General features: G+C 33.7%; 21 protein-coding genes. 9 read left to right on the top strand and 12 right to left on the bottom strand.

All coding sequences use genetic code 11. From position 1 onward, the window contains the following. From AC13DP_RS09240 to AC13DP_RS09205, 8 genes are all read right to left on the bottom strand, one after another. The coding region (locus AC13DP_RS09240) for a DUF3875 domain-containing protein (protein WP_483067651.1) at positions 1–835 on the bottom strand (835 nt) is incomplete at its 3' end. Further along, on the bottom strand, positions 822–1106 hold the full coding sequence (locus AC13DP_RS09235; protein WP_223090184.1) for a hypothetical protein: 285 nt from the start codon (positions 1104–1106) through the stop codon (positions 822–824). The genes AC13DP_RS09240 and AC13DP_RS09235, both read right to left, overlap by 14 nt. Positions 1107–1142: 36 nt before the next feature. Further along, the gene (locus AC13DP_RS09230; RefSeq protein ID WP_223090183.1) at positions 1143–1430 is read right to left on the bottom strand and encodes a hypothetical protein; all 288 of its coding nucleotides are present in this window, start codon (positions 1428–1430) and stop codon (positions 1143–1145) included. A 532-nt stretch (positions 1431–1962) separates the two neighbouring features. Continuing rightward, positions 1963–2328, bottom strand: coding sequence for a hypothetical protein (locus AC13DP_RS09225; RefSeq protein WP_483067650.1), 366 nt, complete (start codon positions 2326–2328; stop codon positions 1963–1965). Positions 2329–2362: 34 nt separating this feature from the next. Beyond that, the gene (locus AC13DP_RS09220) at positions 2363–3025 is read right to left on the bottom strand and encodes a P-loop NTPase family protein (protein ID WP_223090181.1); all 663 of its coding nucleotides are present in this window, start codon (positions 3023–3025) and stop codon (positions 2363–2365) included. Beyond that, positions 3009–3728 (bottom strand): hypothetical protein, encoded by a 720-nt coding sequence (locus AC13DP_RS09215; protein ID WP_223090180.1) that lies wholly within the window; start codon positions 3726–3728, stop codon positions 3009–3011. The genes AC13DP_RS09220 and AC13DP_RS09215 overlap by 17 nt, the downstream gene beginning before the upstream one ends. Positions 3729–3731: 3 nt before the next feature. After that, positions 3732–4016, bottom strand: coding sequence for a helix-turn-helix domain-containing protein (locus tag AC13DP_RS09210; protein ID WP_223090179.1), 285 nt, complete (start codon positions 4014–4016; stop codon positions 3732–3734). A gap of 254 nt (positions 4017–4270) precedes the next feature. Further along, positions 4271–5107 (bottom strand): RteC domain-containing protein, encoded by an 837-nt coding sequence (locus AC13DP_RS09205; protein ID WP_347406201.1) that lies wholly within the window; start codon positions 5105–5107, stop codon positions 4271–4273. Between the two features lie 280 nt (positions 5108–5387). Here AC13DP_RS09205 and AC13DP_RS09200 point away from each other — a divergent pair, with 280 nt between their 5' ends. The 9 genes from AC13DP_RS09200 to AC13DP_RS09160 all read left to right on the top strand — a co-directional run bounded on the left by AC13DP_RS09200 (position 5388) and on the right by AC13DP_RS09160 (position 13814). Then, a complete protein-coding gene (locus tag AC13DP_RS09200; RefSeq protein ID WP_347406202.1) occupies positions 5388–6005 on the top strand; it encodes a LytR/AlgR family response regulator transcription factor in 618 nt (205 codons plus the stop codon). Positions 6006–6267: 262 nt separating this feature from the next. Next, complete coding sequence (locus tag AC13DP_RS09195) at positions 6268–6438, top strand: hypothetical protein (RefSeq protein ID WP_223090177.1); 171 nt, start codon at positions 6268–6270, stop codon at positions 6436–6438. A 91-nt stretch (positions 6439–6529) separates the two neighbouring features. Continuing rightward, positions 6530–7084 (top strand): hypothetical protein, encoded by a 555-nt coding sequence (locus tag AC13DP_RS09190; protein WP_483067648.1) that lies wholly within the window; start codon positions 6530–6532, stop codon positions 7082–7084. A gap of 2 nt (positions 7085–7086) precedes the next feature. Continuing rightward, positions 7087–8487 (top strand): tetratricopeptide repeat-containing sensor histidine kinase, encoded by a 1401-nt coding sequence (locus AC13DP_RS09185; RefSeq protein WP_483067652.1) that lies wholly within the window; start codon positions 7087–7089, stop codon positions 8485–8487. A gap of 7 nt (positions 8488–8494) precedes the next feature. Further along, the gene (locus tag AC13DP_RS09180; protein WP_223090175.1) at positions 8495–9163 is read left to right on the top strand and encodes a response regulator; all 669 of its coding nucleotides are present in this window, start codon (positions 8495–8497) and stop codon (positions 9161–9163) included. A gap of 173 nt (positions 9164–9336) precedes the next feature. Next, the gene (locus tag AC13DP_RS09175; protein ID WP_008615748.1) at positions 9337–9516 is read left to right on the top strand and encodes a hypothetical protein; all 180 of its coding nucleotides are present in this window, start codon (positions 9337–9339) and stop codon (positions 9514–9516) included. Between the two features lie 87 nt (positions 9517–9603). Continuing rightward, positions 9604–10392 carry a GLPGLI family protein gene (locus AC13DP_RS09170; protein ID WP_008615760.1) on the top strand — a complete coding sequence of 263 codons (789 nt, stop codon included), beginning with the start codon at positions 9604–9606 and terminating at the stop codon, positions 10390–10392. Beyond that, the gene (locus tag AC13DP_RS09165; protein WP_223090174.1) at positions 10392–13046 is read left to right on the top strand and encodes a TonB-dependent receptor; all 2655 of its coding nucleotides are present in this window, start codon (positions 10392–10394) and stop codon (positions 13044–13046) included. The genes AC13DP_RS09170 and AC13DP_RS09165 overlap by 1 nt, the downstream gene beginning before the upstream one ends. A 483-nt stretch (positions 13047–13529) precedes the next feature. After that, positions 13530–13814: a DUF6520 family protein gene (locus AC13DP_RS09160; RefSeq protein WP_347406899.1), complete on the top strand. Its 285-nt coding sequence runs from the start codon at positions 13530–13532 to the stop codon at positions 13812–13814. 84 nt (positions 13815–13898) lie between these two features. On the opposite strand, the gene AC13DP_RS09155 is transcribed toward AC13DP_RS09160, so the two are convergent. The 4 genes from AC13DP_RS09155 to AC13DP_RS09140 form a co-directional block, all read right to left on the bottom strand. Further along, positions 13899–16739: a M16 family metallopeptidase gene (locus AC13DP_RS09155; RefSeq protein WP_483067647.1), complete on the bottom strand. Its 2841-nt coding sequence runs from the start codon at positions 16737–16739 to the stop codon at positions 13899–13901. After that, on the bottom strand, positions 16726–18129 hold the full coding sequence (locus tag AC13DP_RS09150; RefSeq protein WP_483067646.1) for a RagB/SusD family nutrient uptake outer membrane protein: 1404 nt from the start codon (positions 18127–18129) through the stop codon (positions 16726–16728). Before AC13DP_RS09150 ends, AC13DP_RS09155 begins: the two co-directional genes overlap by 14 nt. A 10-nt stretch (positions 18130–18139) precedes the next feature. After that, a complete protein-coding gene (locus AC13DP_RS09145) occupies positions 18140–21124 on the bottom strand; it encodes a SusC/RagA family TonB-linked outer membrane protein (protein ID WP_483067645.1) in 2985 nt (994 codons plus the stop codon). 620 nt (positions 21125–21744) lie between these two features. Then, the coding region (locus tag AC13DP_RS09140) for a hypothetical protein (protein ID WP_483067644.1) at positions 21745–21971 on the bottom strand (227 nt) is incomplete at its 5' end.

Here is a 21971-nt window from a genome sequence, read left to right as displayed (position 1 = left end):
TGTTAAGCTCTACCACTTTCTTATCAAGCAGCTTGCGCCATTTATGTTTGTCATCCAAATACAGGATTTGGTTAACGATATGGTTCTCGTTTAGCGTAAGCCCTAAGCCATCAATAAACCCTTGGTGAAATACAAAATCGTGTGAAGTGAATTTATCATTGGTTTTGGTAGTCTGTACACTTTCGGCAAAGCACAGTTCGCTGTTGATGGCCAGCACATCAAAATAATTTTGGGCGATCTTGTCGTTTTTCTTGTCCAGTATGATATCAGTATCAAACCCTTCATTAAAGCCATTGAAATACTGTTGGGTTATGGTTTCAATCTCTTGAGCATCAAGTGGCACAAATTTCATTTTCCGACTATTATTGATAAAGGAAACGGAATCACTTACAGCACTTATAAAACGCTGAACTTTGTCATCTAATTCCTGTATTATCGTTTTTGAAACCTTGCGGAAAGGATTGACATATTTAGGATTGTTTAGCGCTTTATTTTTGGTTAGGGTAAAGAAGAGATAACAGTGGTGATCCATAAATTCGCGGCCTTTAAAATGATTGCTAGTAGCTTTTTCCAAAAATGTGGTATAGGGAAGCTCTTCAGCGGTATAATGCTTTTTGAGATAGATATCTTGCTTGTGAACCACGGTACCGACAGGCAATGATTTCAGGGCTTGAAACCAGGCCCCGTGCAGATCTTCAAAATCCTTTTCCGACAAGGAATAGATTTCTGGTAGGTTTCCTTTATAGCATACCACGACATTGCCATTATTGGCAAATAGGATATTGTCGCGGATATCCGCAATGGGCTGGTATGCAGAAAGATTAATCGTGTTCATAATCGAGACCGGAATTTCGTTTGTTACTGATGCTTTTCGGGAAGGTTCTCGTCAGCTGAAATAGCTGCGGATTGTTTGTAATACGTATCAGGGCGATATATAAGGCTACATTAAAGACTAATACGCCGATGATTACCTCAAAACTGAATGAGAAAATAATAATGAGCAAAGAAGCTATGACGGATATCATCATCACCGCAAAGAGGGAGAGGGGCAATCCAAAAATGACTGCCCTTTTTCTAATATTTTTATAGATCTCGAACTTCTTCATAACAGATTTATTAACTGCCAAATGTCGCTTAACGGTTTAGACTACGATTCCAATGAGATAGGTGAAAATTCCCACTACGGCACCGGCAATAAGGACAAAGACGAGCACCCGGGTAATCCCTTTTTTGAGGTCGGCATTCTCTCCAAAGAAATGGCCGGCATTAAAAAGAAAGCCGATCAAGAAAATAACCCCTAGGATGATGGGGAAAATGGTTCTAATGGTATTGGATACATCATCAACAGAATCTTCAATACCTCCAATTTGTGCGAAAAGAGAAGTGGATAGCAGCGAAAGAAAGCTTGTCAGGTAAATTGATTTTTTCATAACGGAACGGTTTAAATTTGTGATTCGTTTTCGTTATGAGAAAAGTAACAATTTACTTATTTAAATATCTTTAAATCAGTTATTTGTTGATAAAATATTATTTGGTTTCATTTGGGTTTCGATGTTGTTATTTAGTATCAAATTCTATGAGATTTTGGTGGGACGCTGTTAATAACTCGAAAAGTTGAAATGAAAAAAGTGCTTAAAAACGTCAGTTTTGTGATTTTGCTTCTGAATATGAGTATCATTTTTGGGCAGGAAATAACAGCTCAAAAAAGAATTTTGATTGATGCTGGAAAATTCTAGTGCCATCAGAATAAATTGTATTGAGGAACAGGATATTGCGTTGAATATTGGTTTAGAAATTTTAAGGCTTAAAGAAACTGGAAATACTAGAAATTTATTTGACTATTTAAATTAGTTTACAATCTAGAGAGATATATTGTTTCAGCTTTCTCTTATTCATTAGGTTAAGTAGGCTACTATACAGATATATAAGTGGAATTTTCATTCTAAAAACATTAGAGTTTTATTATATTTTTTTTGAAATTTCAGCATAGGAACCATTAGTTCTGGTATTATTGATAATGGTATACCCATTTTTGGAGTAAAAATATTTAAGCTTATCGGGGTTATCGCAATCTGTCCCTTCAACTAATTCACCATATATTTCTGAGAAATTGAGCTCTTTAACCCATTTTTCAAACTCTTTTAAGGCAAAAGAACCGAAGCCTTTATTTTCTTGAAAAACTTTTAAATTGGTCAGTTTCATTCTGTCAGTGAATTTAAAAAACTCTAATATAAATATGTTCTTACCATTTTTTCTACCGTACATATTTCCGGAGTTGGGTTCAATATCAATCTTAAGTATTTGATTATTATGAATTGCATTTCGCATAGGAATAAGTTTATAAGTGATTAAAAATAATAAATTACTTCCTCTTATCTCCAGCTCTTTCATCAAAAGCAATCAAATTAAAAAGTTCTCGCATTCGACTACGGACACGGTTGCCGTAGCGTTCTTCCAATTCTTCAGCATTTAGGTTGGTAGTAGCGTGAGTCTTTATTTTATGTTTGGTTAGCAAAAACAAATCATAACGAGATAAAAGCACTTCGCCCATAACGTTTAGATTTTTTCCATAAAACCTACCGGTGGGTTCTACGCCCAGATCGTCAAAGCAGAAGAATTTAGTATTGCCATATTCTTCAATTGTTTTAAAACCTAAATGATTAAAGCTGAAGCTTACATTTCGGCAAGGGATCATTTCATAAGGTCGTTGAAGAGGAACTAAATGACAAAGCAGCTTCATTAAACTGGTTTTGCCACAGCCTACTGGGCCGGAAAGGAGAATCCCTTTTTCTAAATCGATATTAAATTTGTCGCAATACTCACGGTCTTTGATAAAATAAGAGCATAATTTCAAAAGTATCTTTTTATCCTCTTCATAAATCCTGAATCTTTTTCCAAATAGTAGTTTCCCCTTTGCATCCAGATAAATCAAGATTTTTGGAAAATCGTATGTTACGTTTTTACCGTCAAATTCACCTAGCGAATATTCAACGCCACCTTCGGTTATTTTAGAGGGGTTGTCCATAGTCTTTGGTTTTAGTGGTTCGTAAGTTGTCCCGATTTTGGGACGCTTCTTTTTTGTTTGGCTTGTTTTCTATGCCAAACAATTCAGTTCGATCCATCCAATTTTTGGCTAGTGCCTGCCAATCACGTATCGGTTTTCCATCGCTCGTTTTCCAATCGTTGTTTTCGTAATGATCGAAGAATTTTTTTCCTTCATCAGCAGTAAATTTTTTTTCAATAAAAAAATCTAAAACCGTCTGCCTGCCTTTTGGCTGTTTATTATTGTTTGCTTGTTTGTTATTGTTTATAGTAGATACCAATGCTTGTCCACTGGTGGGACGGTGCTGGTTCACTACCGGTTCACGTATGGGATGGTACTGTTCTGCAAGTTGTTCTAATTTGGGATCGTAGTGTCCCGTAAGCGGTTCATTACTTGTCCCGATAATGGACATCTTAATCTTGCTGCCTTTGTAGGGATTGTTCGATGGAAAGTAGGTGAGGTAATTCCACGAGTCAAGGTCTGTTACGCAACGATGATAAGTAGATTTTGAGCCAATCTTGGCCGCACGCATCAAATCCCTGCGGTTCACAAAAAACTCCTCTGCAAAACGGCTACTGTTCCATTCCTGGAACAGTGCCATATAGAGACTGATGTGAGTAGGATTTAAACGGTCATCAAAGTAGAACGCTTCAAAAGCCGAATTCAATAGCTTAATGTAGTTCATCTCTTAAGAACTTAAATCGTGCTGTACACGATGTTCTTCCATCACGTTTTGGATCTCTTCCGCATCATAATATATAATGCCCCCTACCTTAGTGTAGGGAAGGGTACCATTAATCCGTAAATTTTGAAGTGTTCCCGGACTTATTTGAAGTAAGTCCATAACCTCAGAAGATTTAAGATACTTTTTGATTTTTCCGGAAGATTGTTTGGCTAGAAGGTTTTTGATATCATCGAGTAATTCCATTTTGAATTCTCGAAGATCGTCTGTGGTAATAATACTTGTTGGCATAACTTAAATTTTTTAGAGTACGTCATCACCTCATTGAAATGTTTTGGTGATTTCTGTACTGATTTGACTTTTGTTATGCAAATTGCAAGAAGATTCCTCAAGTAGTATACAAGTTGCTACCAAGTTGGTTGTTTAAATTTAACCTATTTAGGAATAAAAAATGATAGAAAAATATTTTAAATATTGTTGACAAAAGCAGTAGAACCAAACCAATTATTGAATATTGAAAATTACCAAGTTGATGAATTTTAGAATTATTCGTCTTGAGAATCCATATAGCGAATAAGGTCCTCTTGAAGCTCTTGTAAAAACTGAGTCCTTCCTTTTTTACGAATTCTTATAGCTAAGAAGTTACGATAGTAATCGCCTAAGTCGATATTAAACATTTTTTCAAATGTTAAGGCTATTAGTTTTATATCAGCATTATTATTGTTAATATATCCAGAGGCATATAGGGCATAGACTAATTCTATAAGAGCTGTTTTACTGCCAGTCCAGTTCATTTTAGATTTAGGAATTTTGACTGTTTTAATCTCATCTCTTTCCAGTCCGTGTAATTGATCCTCTAGAAACACTTCTATCAAATCATTAGCTAATATTTTGGCTACGATATAGTCGTGAGAAGTAGAGAAACGATGGTCGGTTTCAAAATACCTAGTACTTAGATTAAGCTTGATGTCATGTTTATTTCTTACAAAATACTTATGGTCTAAATAGGTGCTTCCAGTTCGATAATATTTATAAAATTCTAATTGATCGTCAAAGAAGCGCTTTAATTTGTTCAGTTCCTTAAGTAAATATTTCCTTAAAACACGCTCACCACCATAAGGTTTACGGGTTTCAATTTTATAAATCTGATTGTAATAGATTAACTTAGATACAAATTTGGGTTTTGTGTATTTAAAAAATAGAATTTCATCATATTGATTTTCAAATTTGTGATGAACTGTTTTTTTCTTTATATCGTCTAATACATTTAGTATTACTTCTAAAGCTTCCTGAGAAATATGTAACCAATTATTTTTTTCAATTTCGAGAAAATTTAAATGCTCTTCTAGATTTAAGAGGCTTTTTTTGCAAAAATCATTCATTAACCTTCAACATTTTTCAATTTGCACCTTAAAGTAAAGAAGTTTTACTAAAAACTTTACTGTATTTATATGTTTAAAATCGTGGTATTACCACATAAATGATGTGGTATTTCCAAACAGTTACTTAACAAGCTGTTTCTATTTTTGAAGTCAAAAAAAAGTGGGAATTTCCTATTATATAATAAATAATAATGATTCAACTTTTCACAAGCTTTTTTCTGTGTTGAATGAATTCTCAGAATTTGCGTGCTTGGGTTTTACGAACAATTATGAACAAGCTATGAATGAGATATTAAAGTCAAACCCTGATATCATATTCATCAATTTAGATACTTGCCTACCAAAACAATTCGGAGATATATTTTCTTACTGTAAAGAAATTAATGAATATGTAATTAAGCAACCTAAATTTATCGGCTTGTCTAAAGATGCTTCTAAATCATATTTAGCTTTAAAGAATAGGTTTTATGATTATATACTAAAGCCGGGTAGCGAGCTTGATATTCGTAAAACGGTACTTCAGTTATTAAAGAGTAGAGAGTATAATTTAAATGAAACCTTATGTCTTAAATCTTATAAAGATTATACAATTCTCCATATTAAAGAAATCCTATTTTTAAAAGCTGATAATAATGCAACTGATTTTGTAATGACTAATGGCAAAACGATTAGTGCTTTTAAAACTTTAAAGTTTTTTGAAAATATTTTACCAAGTAGCTTTATCAGAATTCATAACAGTTATATGATTAATAAAAATCATCTGTCGCGAATTAACTTTGGAAAGTTAAAATGCTTTTTAAACCATAATAATATCACTTTACCTTTTTCACGATCTTATCGACATAATCTTCAGTCTTTAGAGGAATTATTGGAACAAAAAGCTATTTCTTTTAATTAGTGTTTCTAGCCTGAAATAGAAATCTTCACTTACTAGTAAATACATAGCACAAACTAATAGAAATAACTCATCTACCAAATGGAGGTTATAATCTATTTCTATTGTACCCTATTACAGTAATTTGACCTCGGTTTAAGAAAGAAGCTTCTTAAGAAACTAGGAGATATGAATATCTACTGTTTCAATCATGCATGATTAAATATCGAACCACCCCAGACATCTCGGGGACATAACATTATTGTTTAATCATAACCTTTAAACCATGAAGACATTCAAAAACTTATTAAGCTTAACATTTATAACTTTATTAGCTTATTCTTGTGAACCGGAAGAATTACCAAATAATACATCACTTCAGCAAGATATTATTACTGCAGATACAGGAGATCAAGACGATGAAGTTGAAGAAAGAAACGGAGAGAAACCAGAATAATAATTTTAAAAATAATAAAAGGTCTTGTAATCTACAGGGCCTTTTATTATTTTCAAAAATTTAAATTTTATTCATCTCTAAAGGATTGTTTGTGAAATCATGCTGCGTATCAATTTTCTATGTTTTAATAGTCTGTTTTTTGTCATGTACCTCCAAAATTGATGAAAATCAAAATGAGGTTGCAAATAAAAATACAATTGTTGAAAGTGGAAAATCTATTTCTGATGCGCAGGAAAAGCCTGACTTAATAGTCGCTTACAAGTTAGCCCTAAAAGAAGAAAATGATTCTATACGAAACAAAAAACTACTAGATATTTCCTATCGTTTCTTGAAGGCAAAGGATTCTGCGATGTTCTTACAATCTAATAAAGAGGCAAGGGATTTAGCTATTTCTATCGAGGATTCTAGTGGCGTTGCGGCTACATACTGGGATCTGGCTCATTATTATCATAGATATAATAGAGAAGATAGTGCTTATTTTTATTACGATAAAGCTCAAAAAATATACAAAAATTTAAATAATGATTTAACTGCAGGCCGCTTGTTATTGAACATGGCGATCATGCAAAAAAATATTAGAGATTATACGGGTAGTGAGGTTACCACAATGAATGCTATTTCGCTTTTAAAGCCAATAATAATCTAGGTATCATTTATAATGAACTCGAAGATTATGAAAAAGCAGTTTATTATTACCAAAATGGATTAGATTATATAAGAAAGGCTGGAGATTATCAGTATTTACCTTCAATTTGGAATAATATGGGGCTTGTTTATCACAATCATAATAATTTCAATGAAGCTGTTGAATATTTTGATAAAGCTTTGAATTATAATGATAGTATCCAAGAGTCTGATCCAAAATTGTTCGCTATGCTTATAGATAATAAAGCAAATGCTAAACTTCATCTAAAGGATACTATGGGCATATATGAGCAATTTAATGAAGCTTTGAGAATAAGAAAAGAATTAAATTTAGAGTCAGGCGTTAGTATAAATCAATTACATTTAGCTGATTATTTTCTGGAGAAGAAAGATACTATAAGAGCTATAGATTATGCGATCAAGGCAAAAGCGATTGCTTCAAGAACCAAAAATACGAGAGATTTACTTTCTTCTTTAAAATTTCTTTCTTTAGCGGTCAAAGATAGTGCACTTAAATATTCTAGACGTTATATAGAAATTAGCGACAGCCTGCAAAAAAGGGAAAGAACTGTAAGGAATAAGTTTGCTAGGATACGTTTCGAGACGGATGAATATATTTCGGAGACTGAAAGGCTTAATGACCAAGTCGTAAGAATTTCAATAATATCTCTGACGGTTTTCCTTATTTTTGTATTATTATACATAATAAGAGGGCAAAGGTCAAAAAATAAACTAATCCAACAAAAGCATCAGGCTGGTCAGGAAATATATAATTTAGTTTTAGCACAACAAAAGTTAATTCAGGAAGAACGAGATAAAGAAAAACTGCGTATATCTCGGGAGTTACATGATGGAGTTTTAGGTAGTTTGTTTGGACTAAGAATAAGTTTAGATGTAATGAATGAAGAAGATGATGATGATAGTAAGAAAAAGCGAGCTGAGTATATAAAAGGGATTCAGGATATTGCGGAAGAAATTAGGTTGATTTCTCATGAACTTAATAAAAGTTCACAAGTTGATATTGATTTTAATGTTTTGTTACAAGAATTTTTGAGTAGACAATCGGACAAAATTGAAGTTCAATTAGATATGCCTAATTCCATTAAGTGGGATTCCATAGAAAATAATGTAAAAATAAATATCTACCGTATTATACAGGAAGCTACAACGAATATTCTCAAGCATTCCAATGCTAGTAAAGCTACAGTTTTAATAGAAAAGTTACATGAGGATTTAAAAATTGAAATTAAAGATGATGGAGAGGGATTTGATACTGAAAAAAGAAATTTTGGAATAGGTCTAAAAAATATAAAAAACCGTAGTCGAAATATAAGAGGAAACTTATCTATTACTTCAGGTACAGAGGGAACAACGATATCATTATGTGTAAAACTTAAAAAGTAGAGCAGTTATGCAGGAGAAAAAAGTGATAAATATTTTACTGGTTGATGACCATCATATGATTTTGGAGGGTTATAAAAATGTATTGTCAAAAATAAAATCTAGTGACTTTACTTTAAATGTAGAAACTTCAGATAACTGTGATAAAGCTTGGGAGATTGTAAATGAGAAGAGAGTTGATATTATTTTTTTAGATATTAATTTTCCTATAAGCGATAATAATAAAATACTTTCAGGGGAAGATTTAGGGATTAAGATAAAGAAACAGCTTCCTGAAATTAAAATTATAATCTTAACCGTTCTAGGCGATCCCTTCCGTCTTCATAATATACTTTTAAATACTAATCCTGATGGATTCTTATTAAAAGGAGAAACTACTTCGGAAGAACTCAATAGATGTTTATCAAAAGTTATAGCCAATCCACCTTATTACGGATCAAAAATTTCAAAAATGCTTCATTCTGAAGTGAAACATAATAACTCTTTAATAGATGAAGTGGATAGAATTATGCTTTATCAACTCTCTTTGGGTACAAAAACGAAAGATCTAACCAAGTTTGTTCACCTTTCCTTAAGAGCAGTTGAAGATAGAAAACGCAAGCTAAAAGAGATATTTGGTGTTAGTGGCGAGGGAAATAAAGCTTTGTTGGAGAAAGCGAGGGAAAGTGGATATATATAAATCAAACAGCTTTTTCATTTTTATTAAACGTGGTTTTACCACATACTAAATGTGGTTTAAATCAGGGTACTATTTCTACCTTCTTATAGTTTTGTATAAATAACTAGCACGCGTGTAGGGGAGAATCTCGAAAATCCTATAAAGAGAGTAGAGTTAATGAAAATTTTATTAAAATGAAGAAGTTAGTATTTTTAGGAATAATGGGTGTATTTTTCTCATCAATGTATGCATCTACTCCAACAGAAGTCAAAAAAGAAGTTCGTCAAGAGGCTGCTTCTTTCCCTGTCTATTGTGATGGAGTATATGCAGGGGAGGCAGATTCCATTCAAGAGGCCTGGGATATGTGTGACTAACTATAAGTGATAAAAACTTATAGTTAAATGATGTACAATTTGAAATTTTTCAGATTGTACACTTTTTTTAAATAAAGAATCTTATTTATGAAATATTTTATGTTATCAATTTTTTTGTTTTGCATTTCCCAACAAATGCAAAGTCAAAAAGGTATTGTTTATTATGGGCAAATAAAAAGTCCAGGAATGAAAAGTGCTGCCGGTCCCGATTTAAACGCTTATTTGGTATTTAATAAGGAAAAATCTTATTACGTAACTGCAAAAGATTCTCTGGAAGAAGCAACTTCTCAAAATAAATCAATATATCGAGGAGAAGGGGAGCAAGTGGTGGCTTATAACGGTAATAAAACATTTAGATATGGAGAACAGGTTTTCTTTAACCGAAAAAAAGATAGTTTATGGTGGAGCCAACGTTTTGGTGGTAATATCTATATAGCAGAAAAAAAACCGGTTATAAATTGGAAGTTAAAATCTGAGACCAAGAAAATAGGTGATTTCAAGGCGCATAAAGCCATAGGCGAATTTAGAGGGCGTACTTATACTGCTTGGTATACTTTAGAGGTTCCTTTACCGTATGGCCCCTGGAAATTACAAGGATTGCCAGGATTAATACTAGAAGCTAGTGATGAACGAGACGAAATGTTAATTTATTTTAAAAGCTTAGAATATCCCACGGAAAACGAAGCTCATATTTCTCAAGTACAAAGACCAAAAGGAGAAGACGAGGGATGGCAAACCATTGAAGATTTTGAAAATATGCTGCGTAACAGTATAGAAAGAGCCTATAATAGAATGGTTTTAAGAGCTGAACGAAAAGAATCTGAGAAGCCTAAAAAACCAGTTTTTAGTGATATTTATATAGAGTCTTTTGAATAATGGCAAAAGGGTACCGAACACTTCTTCTGTTTTTTATTTTTTTTTTATTTCTTTTATGGAGTGTAAACTCACAAGTTATTATTGAAGGTAAAGTTACTGATTCGAGTAATAAACCTTTGGAAAATGCCAGTATAGTACTTTCAAATTCTGAGAATGAAATCATAGATTATTTATATACGGATAATACAGGGGAATTTAAATTCAATATCTCTCCAACAAATTTAATTTCTGATAGCTATGACATAGCTGTTAATTTGCTCGGATTCGAAGAACATATTCAAAAAGTAGCTCTTAATACTGGTAAAAAGCGATATACTCTTTCTTTTATTCTACAGGATAAAATAGAACACTTAAATGAGGTAGTTCTAAAGCCGGATGAAAAAATCTCAACAAATGGTAATGTTACCACATTAAAAACCGCTCCATTTATAGATCAATCTGAAGAAAATGTTGAAGATGTTCTTAAAAAACTACCTGGGATAGAAGTACTCGAAGATGGAACTATTAAAGCTCACGGTAAATTTATAAAGAAACTTATGATCGATGGAGATGATATGTTTGCTAATGATTATCAGGTCCTTTCTAAGAATTTGGATGCGAAAACCTTAGATGCAGTACAAATTATAGATAATTTTCAGGATAATCCTGTTTTGGCAAGAGTATTGGATTCTGATGATGTAGCATTAAACCTAGAACTAAAGGACGAATTTAAAAACGTCTGGTTTGGAAACGCTTCTTTGGGAGCTGGTTTAGAAGAAAGGATTAGAGGTACTGCCAATATTGGTTTGTTGAGAAAAAAAATAAAATTCTTTTATCTGGGGGATTACAATAATTTAGGAAACAAGGCAGTAGATCAATTAAAAGGCACTCCATCTTCCCTAAATTTAACTTCGGCATATCGTGAAGTAGAGATAGAACCAGAAATAGAATCTGTATTTTCGATCAACAAGAACGAAAGCCAAATATTAAAAGACGATCAAAGTATTTTTAATAAAGCTTTCTTGAATTCGATAGGATTAGTAACAAAAATTGAAAAGGATATTGAAATACGTGCTACCGGCTCATTCGCTCAAGATAATCAAAGACAACTTTTTTATTCACGATCTATTTTTAATGTAGAAGAAAATCCTGTGGAATATATTGAAGATAGTGATACTGACCATAAAAATAGTATTGGTTCAGGAGAATTGGAAATAAAATATACAGGAGGAGAGCGCTCGTACCTTAGAAATTTATTCTCTTATAAAAATCAACCTGAAAAATTTGATAATCAACTTATTTTCAATAATAATAGCGTAAATCAAGATTTAAATAAGAAAGAATACGCATTATACAATCACTTAAACTACAGCTATGCATTAGGGAAAAATACAGTTTTACATAATTATACCTACGTTGGTCAAACCCAACTCTCCCAAGATGCAACAATTAATTCTCTTGGCTTAAACAATTTTTTTGATTTTACCAAAAAGGCAAAAATTTATCAAAATAATAAAGATGAACTAAATGTTTTTGGAATTAACAACAATCTATTTTCAGAATTTGGAAATTTCACTAATCGATTATCCTTAGGGTATGAGATCTTTGAGGAAGATAGGCAAACTAAGTTAAGTTCACCCTCGGAAAATTTTGAAGTAGATAGCCTAAAAAATGATTTAAATTATAAACGTAGAACGTTTAATTTAAAAGAAAGTATCGGTTATAAATTTTCAGAAAAAGCGAAACTTACACTAGGGATTTCAATGGAAAGATTAGACCTTACCACTGATTCTAACGAAAAGGAGAAATGGATTTTTAATCCACAAATAGACTTAGATCTCCGAAAATTAAAAATAGGACGTTTTGTTTTTGGTTATGAAAATACTTACGCTGTTCCAGATTCTCACTTATTGTTTCAGAATTATCAATTAAATACTTATAATTCTTTGGTGCGTGGTACTAATACTATATATTTAGTGGAAAAAGATGTATACAAATTCTATTATAAATGGGCTAACGAGTTAGAGTCCCAAGCACTTACCTTTAGAATAAAATACGACGATTTTAAGGGTAATTATTCGACTACAAATCAAATAGGAGAGAATCTTAGGTTCTTCTCTTATCAAGTTATTGAAGGTTCTAACCGTATATCTGCTAATTTAGATTTTACCTCTTTCTTTGATGATTTAAACCTATCTACAAATCTAAGAACATCTCAAAACTGGGGGATACAACCTATTCAGGCCAATTCACAGGATTTTAATGACTTAAAAACCTATTCGTCGAATTATTTGATTTCCGGTACAACCTATTTTAAAATTCCCTTAAATTTTAGATTTCGATTCAACTTAAATTTAAGCGAATCAGATTATAACAATGTAATATCAAAAACTCAATGGAGCAATTACTCTTTAGCTTTGAATTATAAACTGTCTGAAAAATGGAATTTGAACATCGAGAATGATTATTATAAGATGCCAAATAATTCCTATTATTTTTTAAACAGTACTTTAAAATTCCAGCCAGATTCTAATTTCTCGTATAAATTATTTTTCAATAATTTGGGAAATGAAATGAATTTTAGCACAGTAGTAATTGACGAATTCACCACGTATGAATCAAGTATCAGGTTACTTCCTCGTTATCTATTTTTGAGTGTGAAATATAAGTTTTAATAGCTGCTTATTCTTTAGTAATTGAGAAGGATATAGCTTTTTCCTCCTAACGGTTATTTGTTCTAAAACTGTTTTAAATCAGTGTCTTTACTGAGGTAATAAATAAATTCACTAGAGATTGATTCTTCCAGTGTAAAGATAAGAACCAGCAACTTTTAACTCAACTTACCGTCCAAGCTATGATAGTAAGTCTAAGTTACTGAAGGGAAAATTTTAGCAGGGAAATAAAAATTTTTCAATGCCTTGTTTACGTTTTAGCATTGATCTTCAATTAAAAAACGTGGTATATCCACAAAACAACTGTGCTTTTATTGAAGCCACTTCTTAATAAATTCATTTAATTTTAGGTGTTGAAACTTTAATTTGGCAAAGAATGTCTGTGACAAAAATAGAGTATCTAAAAAAATAGTATTGCGCAATACTTGGAAGGCCTAGAATATATCTAATATAATAGGCAATTGTTTAACCTTAAATTTTTATATCATGAAAAATTTAAAATTAATTTTACCAGTATTGGCATTTATATTTGCAATAGGGGTAGCTTTCGCTACGGTAAATGTGAAGCCGAAAATAGAGTTCCAGGCTAATGACTATGTGAGACTAAATGGATCCTGGGAAGCTATTGATGAACAAAGTTGTGAGGAAGGAGATTTTACCTGCCAGGTGCAATATGGACAGAATGGTCCAGTTCTGGATGTTTATGACGAAATGGGAGATGAAGAGCCTAAATCAAGTGGTTCGCAGGTTCCAACTGTAATAAACCCTTAATGATCTTTAATTCTCTTTGAGAAAAGAAGAATGATGAAATCACCTTAGGTATATATGTCTAAGGTGATTTTTTTAAGTATTACATCAGATATCTTGTTCGGGAAACCCAAGAAATTTTTGAGAATAAGACATAGACATGTATTTCTTCGCCGTGACGTTGATATCATCAAGGCTTATAAAGTGTTCTAAAATGGTTCCATACTGAAGAACTTCTTCAGAGAGATTTTCTTTACTTATAAATTTTTCTCGTAAATATGTAGTCCAAAAATTAGAATATCCATATCGTTTAAAGCTATTCTCATAATATTGAAGTTGGTTCTTAATAGCTGTATCCAGCCAGTCTTGAGTTACTCCGTTTTCTTTTAGATTTAGAAATTCCTCATAGGCTAACTGTATAAGATGTTCTTCATTACCAATAGCACTGTCAAACTCAATTTCAAATAGATAAATTTTGCAATTTAGGTCTATCCATCTTCCCCTGGCTACAGGGGCATAACTACCTTCTCTCAGACGTTCAAAAATTCTTTCATTCAGAGCGTTGGCCAATAATTGAAGTTCTACTTTTGTTTTTATGTTTTTTTCAACTTCTACAGGAAAAAAAAGTCTCACATAGGCATGGTCAATGTTTTTATAAGTAAGATCCTTTTTTATTTTTTTCAGTGGAAACTGCAATTTAATTTCAGGGATAATTTCATTTTTTATGGGAAAATGCATTAGTCGATTGCTTAACACTGTTGCTATCTCATCCGTTTCAAAATCTCCCGTAATGATAAAGGTAAATCCCTCAATGGAGGAAAAACTCTTGTAAATCGCTTTGAAAGTATCTTGCATAGATAATTGAGCAAGGTCTTCCTTTTGAAGTGTTGGTAATTCGGGATACCAAACAGGGTTAATTTTCTGCATAATAAATGCCGTTGACCCTCTTATTTCTTTACCGTCTAATCGATCATTAAGCTTATTTTTCCATGCCATAAAGGCTTCTTCGTCTTTTCTAGGCTTTTCTAAATATAGGTTCAATAATTCGATGAGTTTTAAAAAGTCTTTTCTTTCAGATTGTCCGGATATCTTTTGAAATTTAATATCTGAACTGAAATTTAAGCTCATATTATGTTCCTGCATAAATTGCTGAAGTATGAATTTGTTATAATTACCTGCACCCGTATATTGAAGAAAATCCGGAGCAAGCTGTCCAAGCATGTATTCCTTTTTATTATTGACGGAAGCGGGTATAGGCCGAAATGCATCAATAGAAATAATATTTTCAAACTGCTTAGATCTAGGAAAGCCTGGTTTGAATATTAAGGTAATGTTATTTGGAAGTTTTATAGTTGAAACACCAATTTCATTTTTTTGAATGCTTACCTTTTTTAAAGGAGTGTGATCTACAATATTAATTTTCTGCTCTAAATTTGCAATTGATTTTCGATTTGTTTTTAAAGGGTCTGTGGTAGCTTTTTCGATTTTTTGAATCCAATTTGTTAACGTATCTAAACCTGGAACTGCCTTGTTTTTTTCTTTATAGAAAATCAAATGAGTGTTCCGTGATAATGAAGTGTTCTCCTCAATAAAGCGATTCAGATCCTTAAGACTTATTTCCTTCAGCATTTTACTGGTTACTGCGATCTCATTCTTTCGGTTTGGAGCTGCCTTATGATTAATAAAATGATCTTGTAACTTTTGCACTATTAATTTAGATCCAAGACTTTTTTTGGTGTATGATTCTTTTATTATCAGCTCTTTAGCAGCGTTTAAATCTTCAGAGTTAATATTATGATGTAATTTTTTCCAAGCACTAATGCCCTTTTGGATTCTTTGTTTTAAATCCTGAGTGTTTGCTACTTCAATACGCATATAAGCAGTATTAAAATAATGACCAAATTCACCAGAAATGTTGTAATCAGGGTCAAACGAACTGAATGGAGAAATGTAATCCTGGGATAGAAATTTTTCTCTCTCACTAAGAATTTTATTATAAAGTTTTTCAATGAGCATATGCCTATAATCAGATAAGGACGTCATATGATTATCTAAGTTCGGGCGCTTTCTAATTATTTCTAATCTTAGCCTTGTATCAATGCTATCATTTACTACAGAATATTTATTACTTTCTTCTGAATTTTTAAATTTTATTCTCTTATGATAGGTGTTGTCATTGGTGGGATTCCCAAGTTGAGAAAACAATTTTTTTATTCGTATTTCCAGGCTATCGACATTAAAGTTCCCTACAATTATTGCGGCTTGTAAATCGGGACGATACCATTTGTTATAATAGTTTAATAACGCATCGTGTTTATAATTTTTTAGACTTTTAATATGTGCTGTTTCATTATATACTCGCAAGCCTAGAGGTTCTGCTAATTGTTTTGACCTCATTCTTCGTTGCCAGAGACCGTGGGGGTCTTTCGTTCTCATTTCGCCCTGAACGGCCTCTCTTTCTATTGCAATAGATTCCTGAGACCAGGTTCCTCCTTGTGCCCACTCAAACAAAATATGGCTGCCTTCTTCCATTATATTTTTAGTATTTGCCGGTGCTGTCGCCGTATAAATAGTAGCATTGGATCGTGTTTGTGCGTTACTGAAACCTCCTATTTTTTTGAAATAACCTCGAACATCAGGAAAACTACGCGTTTGTTTTGCTACCAGATGTTCTAAAAGATGGGCATATTGTAGTTGGTCGGTTTCCTCATTAGAATATCCGGCTTTTACCACCAGATTAAAAAAGATCTTTTTTTCTGGGTTATGATTCTCTTTAAGGTAATATGTAAAACCGTTATCCAATTTACCATATCGAACTGATGGATCTAAAGGTATACTCTTTAAGGTGTCCTCAACTTGATTTTGAGAAAATGTTTTAAGGCCAATACCCAGACATAAGATGATCAGATATGCTCTTATGCTCTTACCTAATTGCTTAATATCCTTCATTTTGACTTAAGTTTGGGTTTCTCATTCGTTCTTCTGAAGGGATTGGATACCATATATCTGTAGTCTCCCAAAATGGATTTTGTGAAGAGAAATACTCGGTAGCCTTATTAGTACGTTTCAAATCCAGCCATCGATGCCCCCATTCGGTAAAGAGTTCTCTTTGGCGTTCTAAGTAAATATGATTAAGTATGCCTTCCTGATTTAGATTAGTATTGTTTTGAGCTAGCGGGGAGAGTCCTGCGCGTGTTCTAATCCTATTCAAGTCAGTAATAGCTTCTGAAAGATTTCCTAGTTGTGCTTGTGCTTCAGATCGTATTAAATACTGTTCTGCCAATCTCATAACCATCGAATATTCTTCGATAGGAAATTCGGTGCTATTTCTTATTTTATACTTATAAGCATAGAACGCATCAAGATTATCGCTATAACCAATCCAGTTAATATATCGTTTATCTACTTCATCGAAAAGTTCGGGGAATGATGGTGCCAACTCCAGTCCGGCTAAGAATGAAAATACGGGGTCTATAATAAACATGTTTCCCTCATTAGTATGCGAAGTAAAGCCTCCCCCTCCAATAGGAGAGATTTGCCAGATTGCTTCTTGGCTATTGGCTAAAAAAACTTCATTTAAATCTTCAGGGAGATGATATAATGAAGATTGAATGACTTTAGCACTATATAATGCTGCATTTTCCCAATCTTCTATAAATAGGAAAACCCTGGCTAATAATGCACTGGCGGTGAAACTGTTTACACGAGTGCGATCACTATCAGGGTAATCTGCACTAAGTTGTTCTTCTGCCAGTATTAAATCTTCAATAATTTGTTCGTAAACAGCTCCTATAGGTGTTCTTGTTGTAAGTTGATTTTGATTATAATCGGTGGAAAGCACTAAAGGCACATCGCTATAAAGATTTGCTAAATAAAAGTAACAAAATGCACGAATAAAATAGGCTTCTCCTTGAAGTTGAGTTTTTAGTTCCGGAGTTAATTCATTGGAACTTTCCAAGCCTTCCAAAAGTGAATTGCTCATGTAGATGATGTTATAAGCACTAGACCAGATATTTAAATTTCCACTATTGTCCGGTTGTATGTCATGCTGTTCAAAATGTAAACGTTCGATGTTAGAATCGTAGATATTTTTTACAATTCCGCCAGATAAGCCACTTAGTACGGTAACACTATTACGTTGGCCATTAGAAAATGCAGATTGAAATAATTGGTTATAAATACCTTTCATAGCACTTTGGGCCGTAGCATCGTTTTGAAAAACGACCTCACGTACTATCTTGTTATTTGGAGCATCTACTTCTACAAAATCTTCGCAGGAAAAGCATAAGCAGGATATCACCAAAATATATATTGTGGGTTTTAGATTATGTAATTTCATTATATTGTTTTTAAAGTTTTACTTCTATCCCTCCGGTAATCGTTCTTAAATTTCCAAGTCCTAAACCAGGACGTTCGGGGTCTAGCCCATCATAATTGGTAAGGGTAAATAGATTTTGACCGTGAATAAAAAGCTGAATGTTTTCTATGCCTAATCTAGAAGTTAGTACCCTTGGTAACTTATAGGCGAGCGATATGTTCTTTAGTCGCAGATAAGACGCATCTTTAATAGGAAAGGCCGTATTTAGCACGCGATTATAAGCGGTTCTTGAAGCCGAAGTTTGAGAAATTTGTTGATATATACTGTTGTCTCCTTCTAAACGAGATAGTATTAGCCGTGTTGAATTACTAATAGTGCCAGAGCTAAAGGATGTAACACGCCCCTCCTGTTTCACAAATTCCCATAAAAACTGAAGTGAAATACCTTTAAAAGTAATATTGTTATTCAGTCCACCATATAATTGCCTGTTATTGTTTTGGATAATGTTTTGATCCTGATAATCATAAGAACCATCTTCATTACTGTCTTCTATGGTATACAATCCAGTTTCAGGATCTAAACCTGTATAGTTGTAGAGCAATGAAATGTTTAATGGATGGCCGACACGGTAAGTATTCGCGTAAGAGGATTGTTCGATATCTGGATACCTAAGGAGTTCATTTTTTGGAATACTTAGATTAAATGAAGTAGCCCAATTGAAGTCTTTCCCCTGAATATTTTGACTGTTTACTTCAATTTCCCAACCGCGATTTTCTACGGTAGCAGGTAAATTAGCTTGTACAGATGTAAATCCTGTAATGTAGGGAAGGGGATATCCAACCAGCTGATTTGAGGACCGATTACGATAATAGCTTATCCCAAAACGAATACGGTCGTTTATAAATCCTAATTCTATCCCTCCTTCCAGCTTTTTATTAACTTCCCATGAGTAGTTGGGATTAGCCAGTCCTGTAGGGTATAAGCCACCAACACCAATGGTTGCTTCGTAAGCCTCTAAATAGCCATAATCCCCAATTTGGTCATTTCCTGTTGTCCCATAGCTCGCTCTAATTTTTCCAAAGCTTAAAAATGGCAAGTGCTCTTCAACAAAATTTTCGTCACTAAAAATCCAAGCGGTACCAATGGCACCAAAATTAGCAAAGCGGTTATTGGTACCAAAACGTGAAGATCCATCGCGCCTTCCGGTAAAATTCAAATAATACTTTCGATTCCAATTCAAGCCTATTCGGGAGAATATAGCAGCATAACGATAGGTATTATTCTCTCCGCTGGCATTCACGATACTTTCTGCAGCTCCTAAATTCCCGATAAGTGCTTCAGAAGCATAACCACTGCCTTGAAAGCGCTCATACGAACTTTTGTTTTCCTGGAAAGTTCCTCCCAGAATGGAATTAATTGCTAATTTTTTGATTTTAACAGTATAGTTGAGTTGTGGTTCCATGATCCACGAACCCCTATAGGAATTAATATGGGAAGAGCGGTGCTCAATAGCATCTGCCGGATTGTAGGAGCGTATAGGTCGCTTTAATAATTCTCTGGAATTATAATGGGTATATCCCAAACTTGTTTTAAGTTCAAGGCCTTTTAATAATTGGTACGAGAGGCCAAGATTGGTAATTATTGTATTACTATTGGTTGTACTATTATTAAAATAGCCTGCTAAAGGGTTATCCAGCCCGGCATCACCCCATTCCTGCCAGTTTAAATCACCATTATCCAGAAAGATAGCCGGTGCATTAGGGGATAGGAATACATTTGATAAATTATAGGAAACACCACCGGTTAGTTCATTAACATCAACCCCGTAATTTGTAGATAAATTAAGATTTAATTTTCTGTCTTTAGAATGGTGATTAAGATTAAAGCTTCCTGTTATCTTTTGGTAATTATAATCCCCGGGGTAAACTGTACCTTGTGTAAAATATCCTCCACCCAGTCTAAATATGGTATTTTCGTTCCCACCGGAATAATCGAGTTTAGCATTAGTAGTATTGGATGTTCCTCCAAAAATAAAATCTTGCCAGTCGGTATAGCGTTGGTGATCCCATAAAAGTAAATCGTATGCATTACGTTCTGTCATGGCTACACCATCGTTTTCGAACGCCCGTGCTCTAACCGCCAAATATTCTTCGGTATTTAAAAGATCCAATCGATTTGGTACCGTGGCTGTTCCTGTATAGTAACGAGCGGTTAACCCTGCAGTAGAAGCAGATCCAACTTTAGTGGTAATTAAAACGACACCATTGGCTCCACGTGAGCCATAGATAGCCGTGGCATCGGCATCTTTCAGTACCTCGATACTCTCTATATTGGAAACATCTAGACTGTTAAGAGGATCTATACCGGCAGAGGACATTAAAGTGTTACTCTCTATAGGGGTAGAGTTGATAGGTACACCATCGATAATGTATAGTGGATAGTTTCCCTCTTCTCGTAGGCTATTAGTACCTCGAATTCTAATGGTAGAGGCCATTCCGGGATTACTGCCACCCGACGTAATTTCTACCCCGGCCATTATACCCTGTAAGGCCTGTAAGGGATTTACCACCGGTTGTAGTTGGATATCTTCCCCATTTACCCTACTAATATTTCCGGTGCGCTCACGTTCAGTTGTGGTATAGTAGCCGGCGTTAATAACGACCTCGGATAAGGCATCAGTATTTTGTTGTAATTGTACATCACCATTAAAATCTCTGGTGATAAATACCAATTTTGTGGTATAGCCCATAAACGAATAGGATAGGGTATCCCCAATGCTGGCATTAATACTATATTCTCCTTTGAGATTAGTCATCGTTCCCTTGTTGCTGCCTTTAATGATAATATTTACACCAGGTAAGGGCAGGCCTTGTTGATCGCTTACCGTACCATTGATAAGATGCTGAGGTATACTTTCTTTTATCGCTGTACGGGCTTGCAGTTGCAATTGTCCTAAAAATAGATACAAAAGGAATAGGGGTACTGCCCAATGGCAGTACGTATAATTATTTTTCATAATTTTGCTGTGGTTTTGTTTTACTTTATTAGTTAATCAAGCCATAGCCTTCCCGACCGATCCTACTCTATTGGGAAGGCTTCTTAGCTTTTTAGGGCTAGCCTAAGGCAATTCAAATAGATGTGTTTTTGTTTTTTCTTCTTATAGATATAGGTTTTAATGAAACATTATTTTTAAAAGCATTTAGTGTTTTGGGTATTCCAAACCCACCCATCACCACAGCATAGAAATAGGGCTTAGCTGTAGCTTCCCGGACTAGCCTAATGGCGTATCCAAATAAGACTTAAATTTTTCTAGTGCGGCTACTTCAGTTGAAGAGGCTATAGAATCTGAGTATGTAACCTGAAATAAAGTAGGCGCAGGTCTCAACTTATTAGGTCTAAGGCACTGGTATACCATCACACTAATAAAAGAGATCCTGCGCCCGGGTCGCAGGCATCCTTGCTTATTTACTCGTGTGATTTAAAAATTACCAGTTTTTAGACCGAGATCCTAAGCGAATGCTCCTAATATTTTAACTAAGAAGTAATCGCAAATATACTATATGTTGTACACAAATATAATAAAATATTTCACACATACCTATAGGTATGTGTGAAATTAAATGTTAATCCCTTATTTCACAAGTCAACTTTATAGAAAATGCCTTCAGAAATAGTAATAAGGGAAATTGATTTTAGAATAATTAGGAGATTAAGAGAAGCAAGGTGCAAAAAACGGTCATAGTATACCACCCTGGCCGGGTTAAAGTGAGCCACCCTGGCCGGATCAAAGTGAACCACTTTAGCCGGAGTAAAGTGAACCACTAAAAAATCGATTCTATTTGTAAGAAGCCAAATGTCTTTTT

It is taken from the genome of Zunongwangia sp. L-65, assembly GCF_056859415.1.
This window is presented reverse-complemented; position numbering and strand designations above follow the sequence as displayed.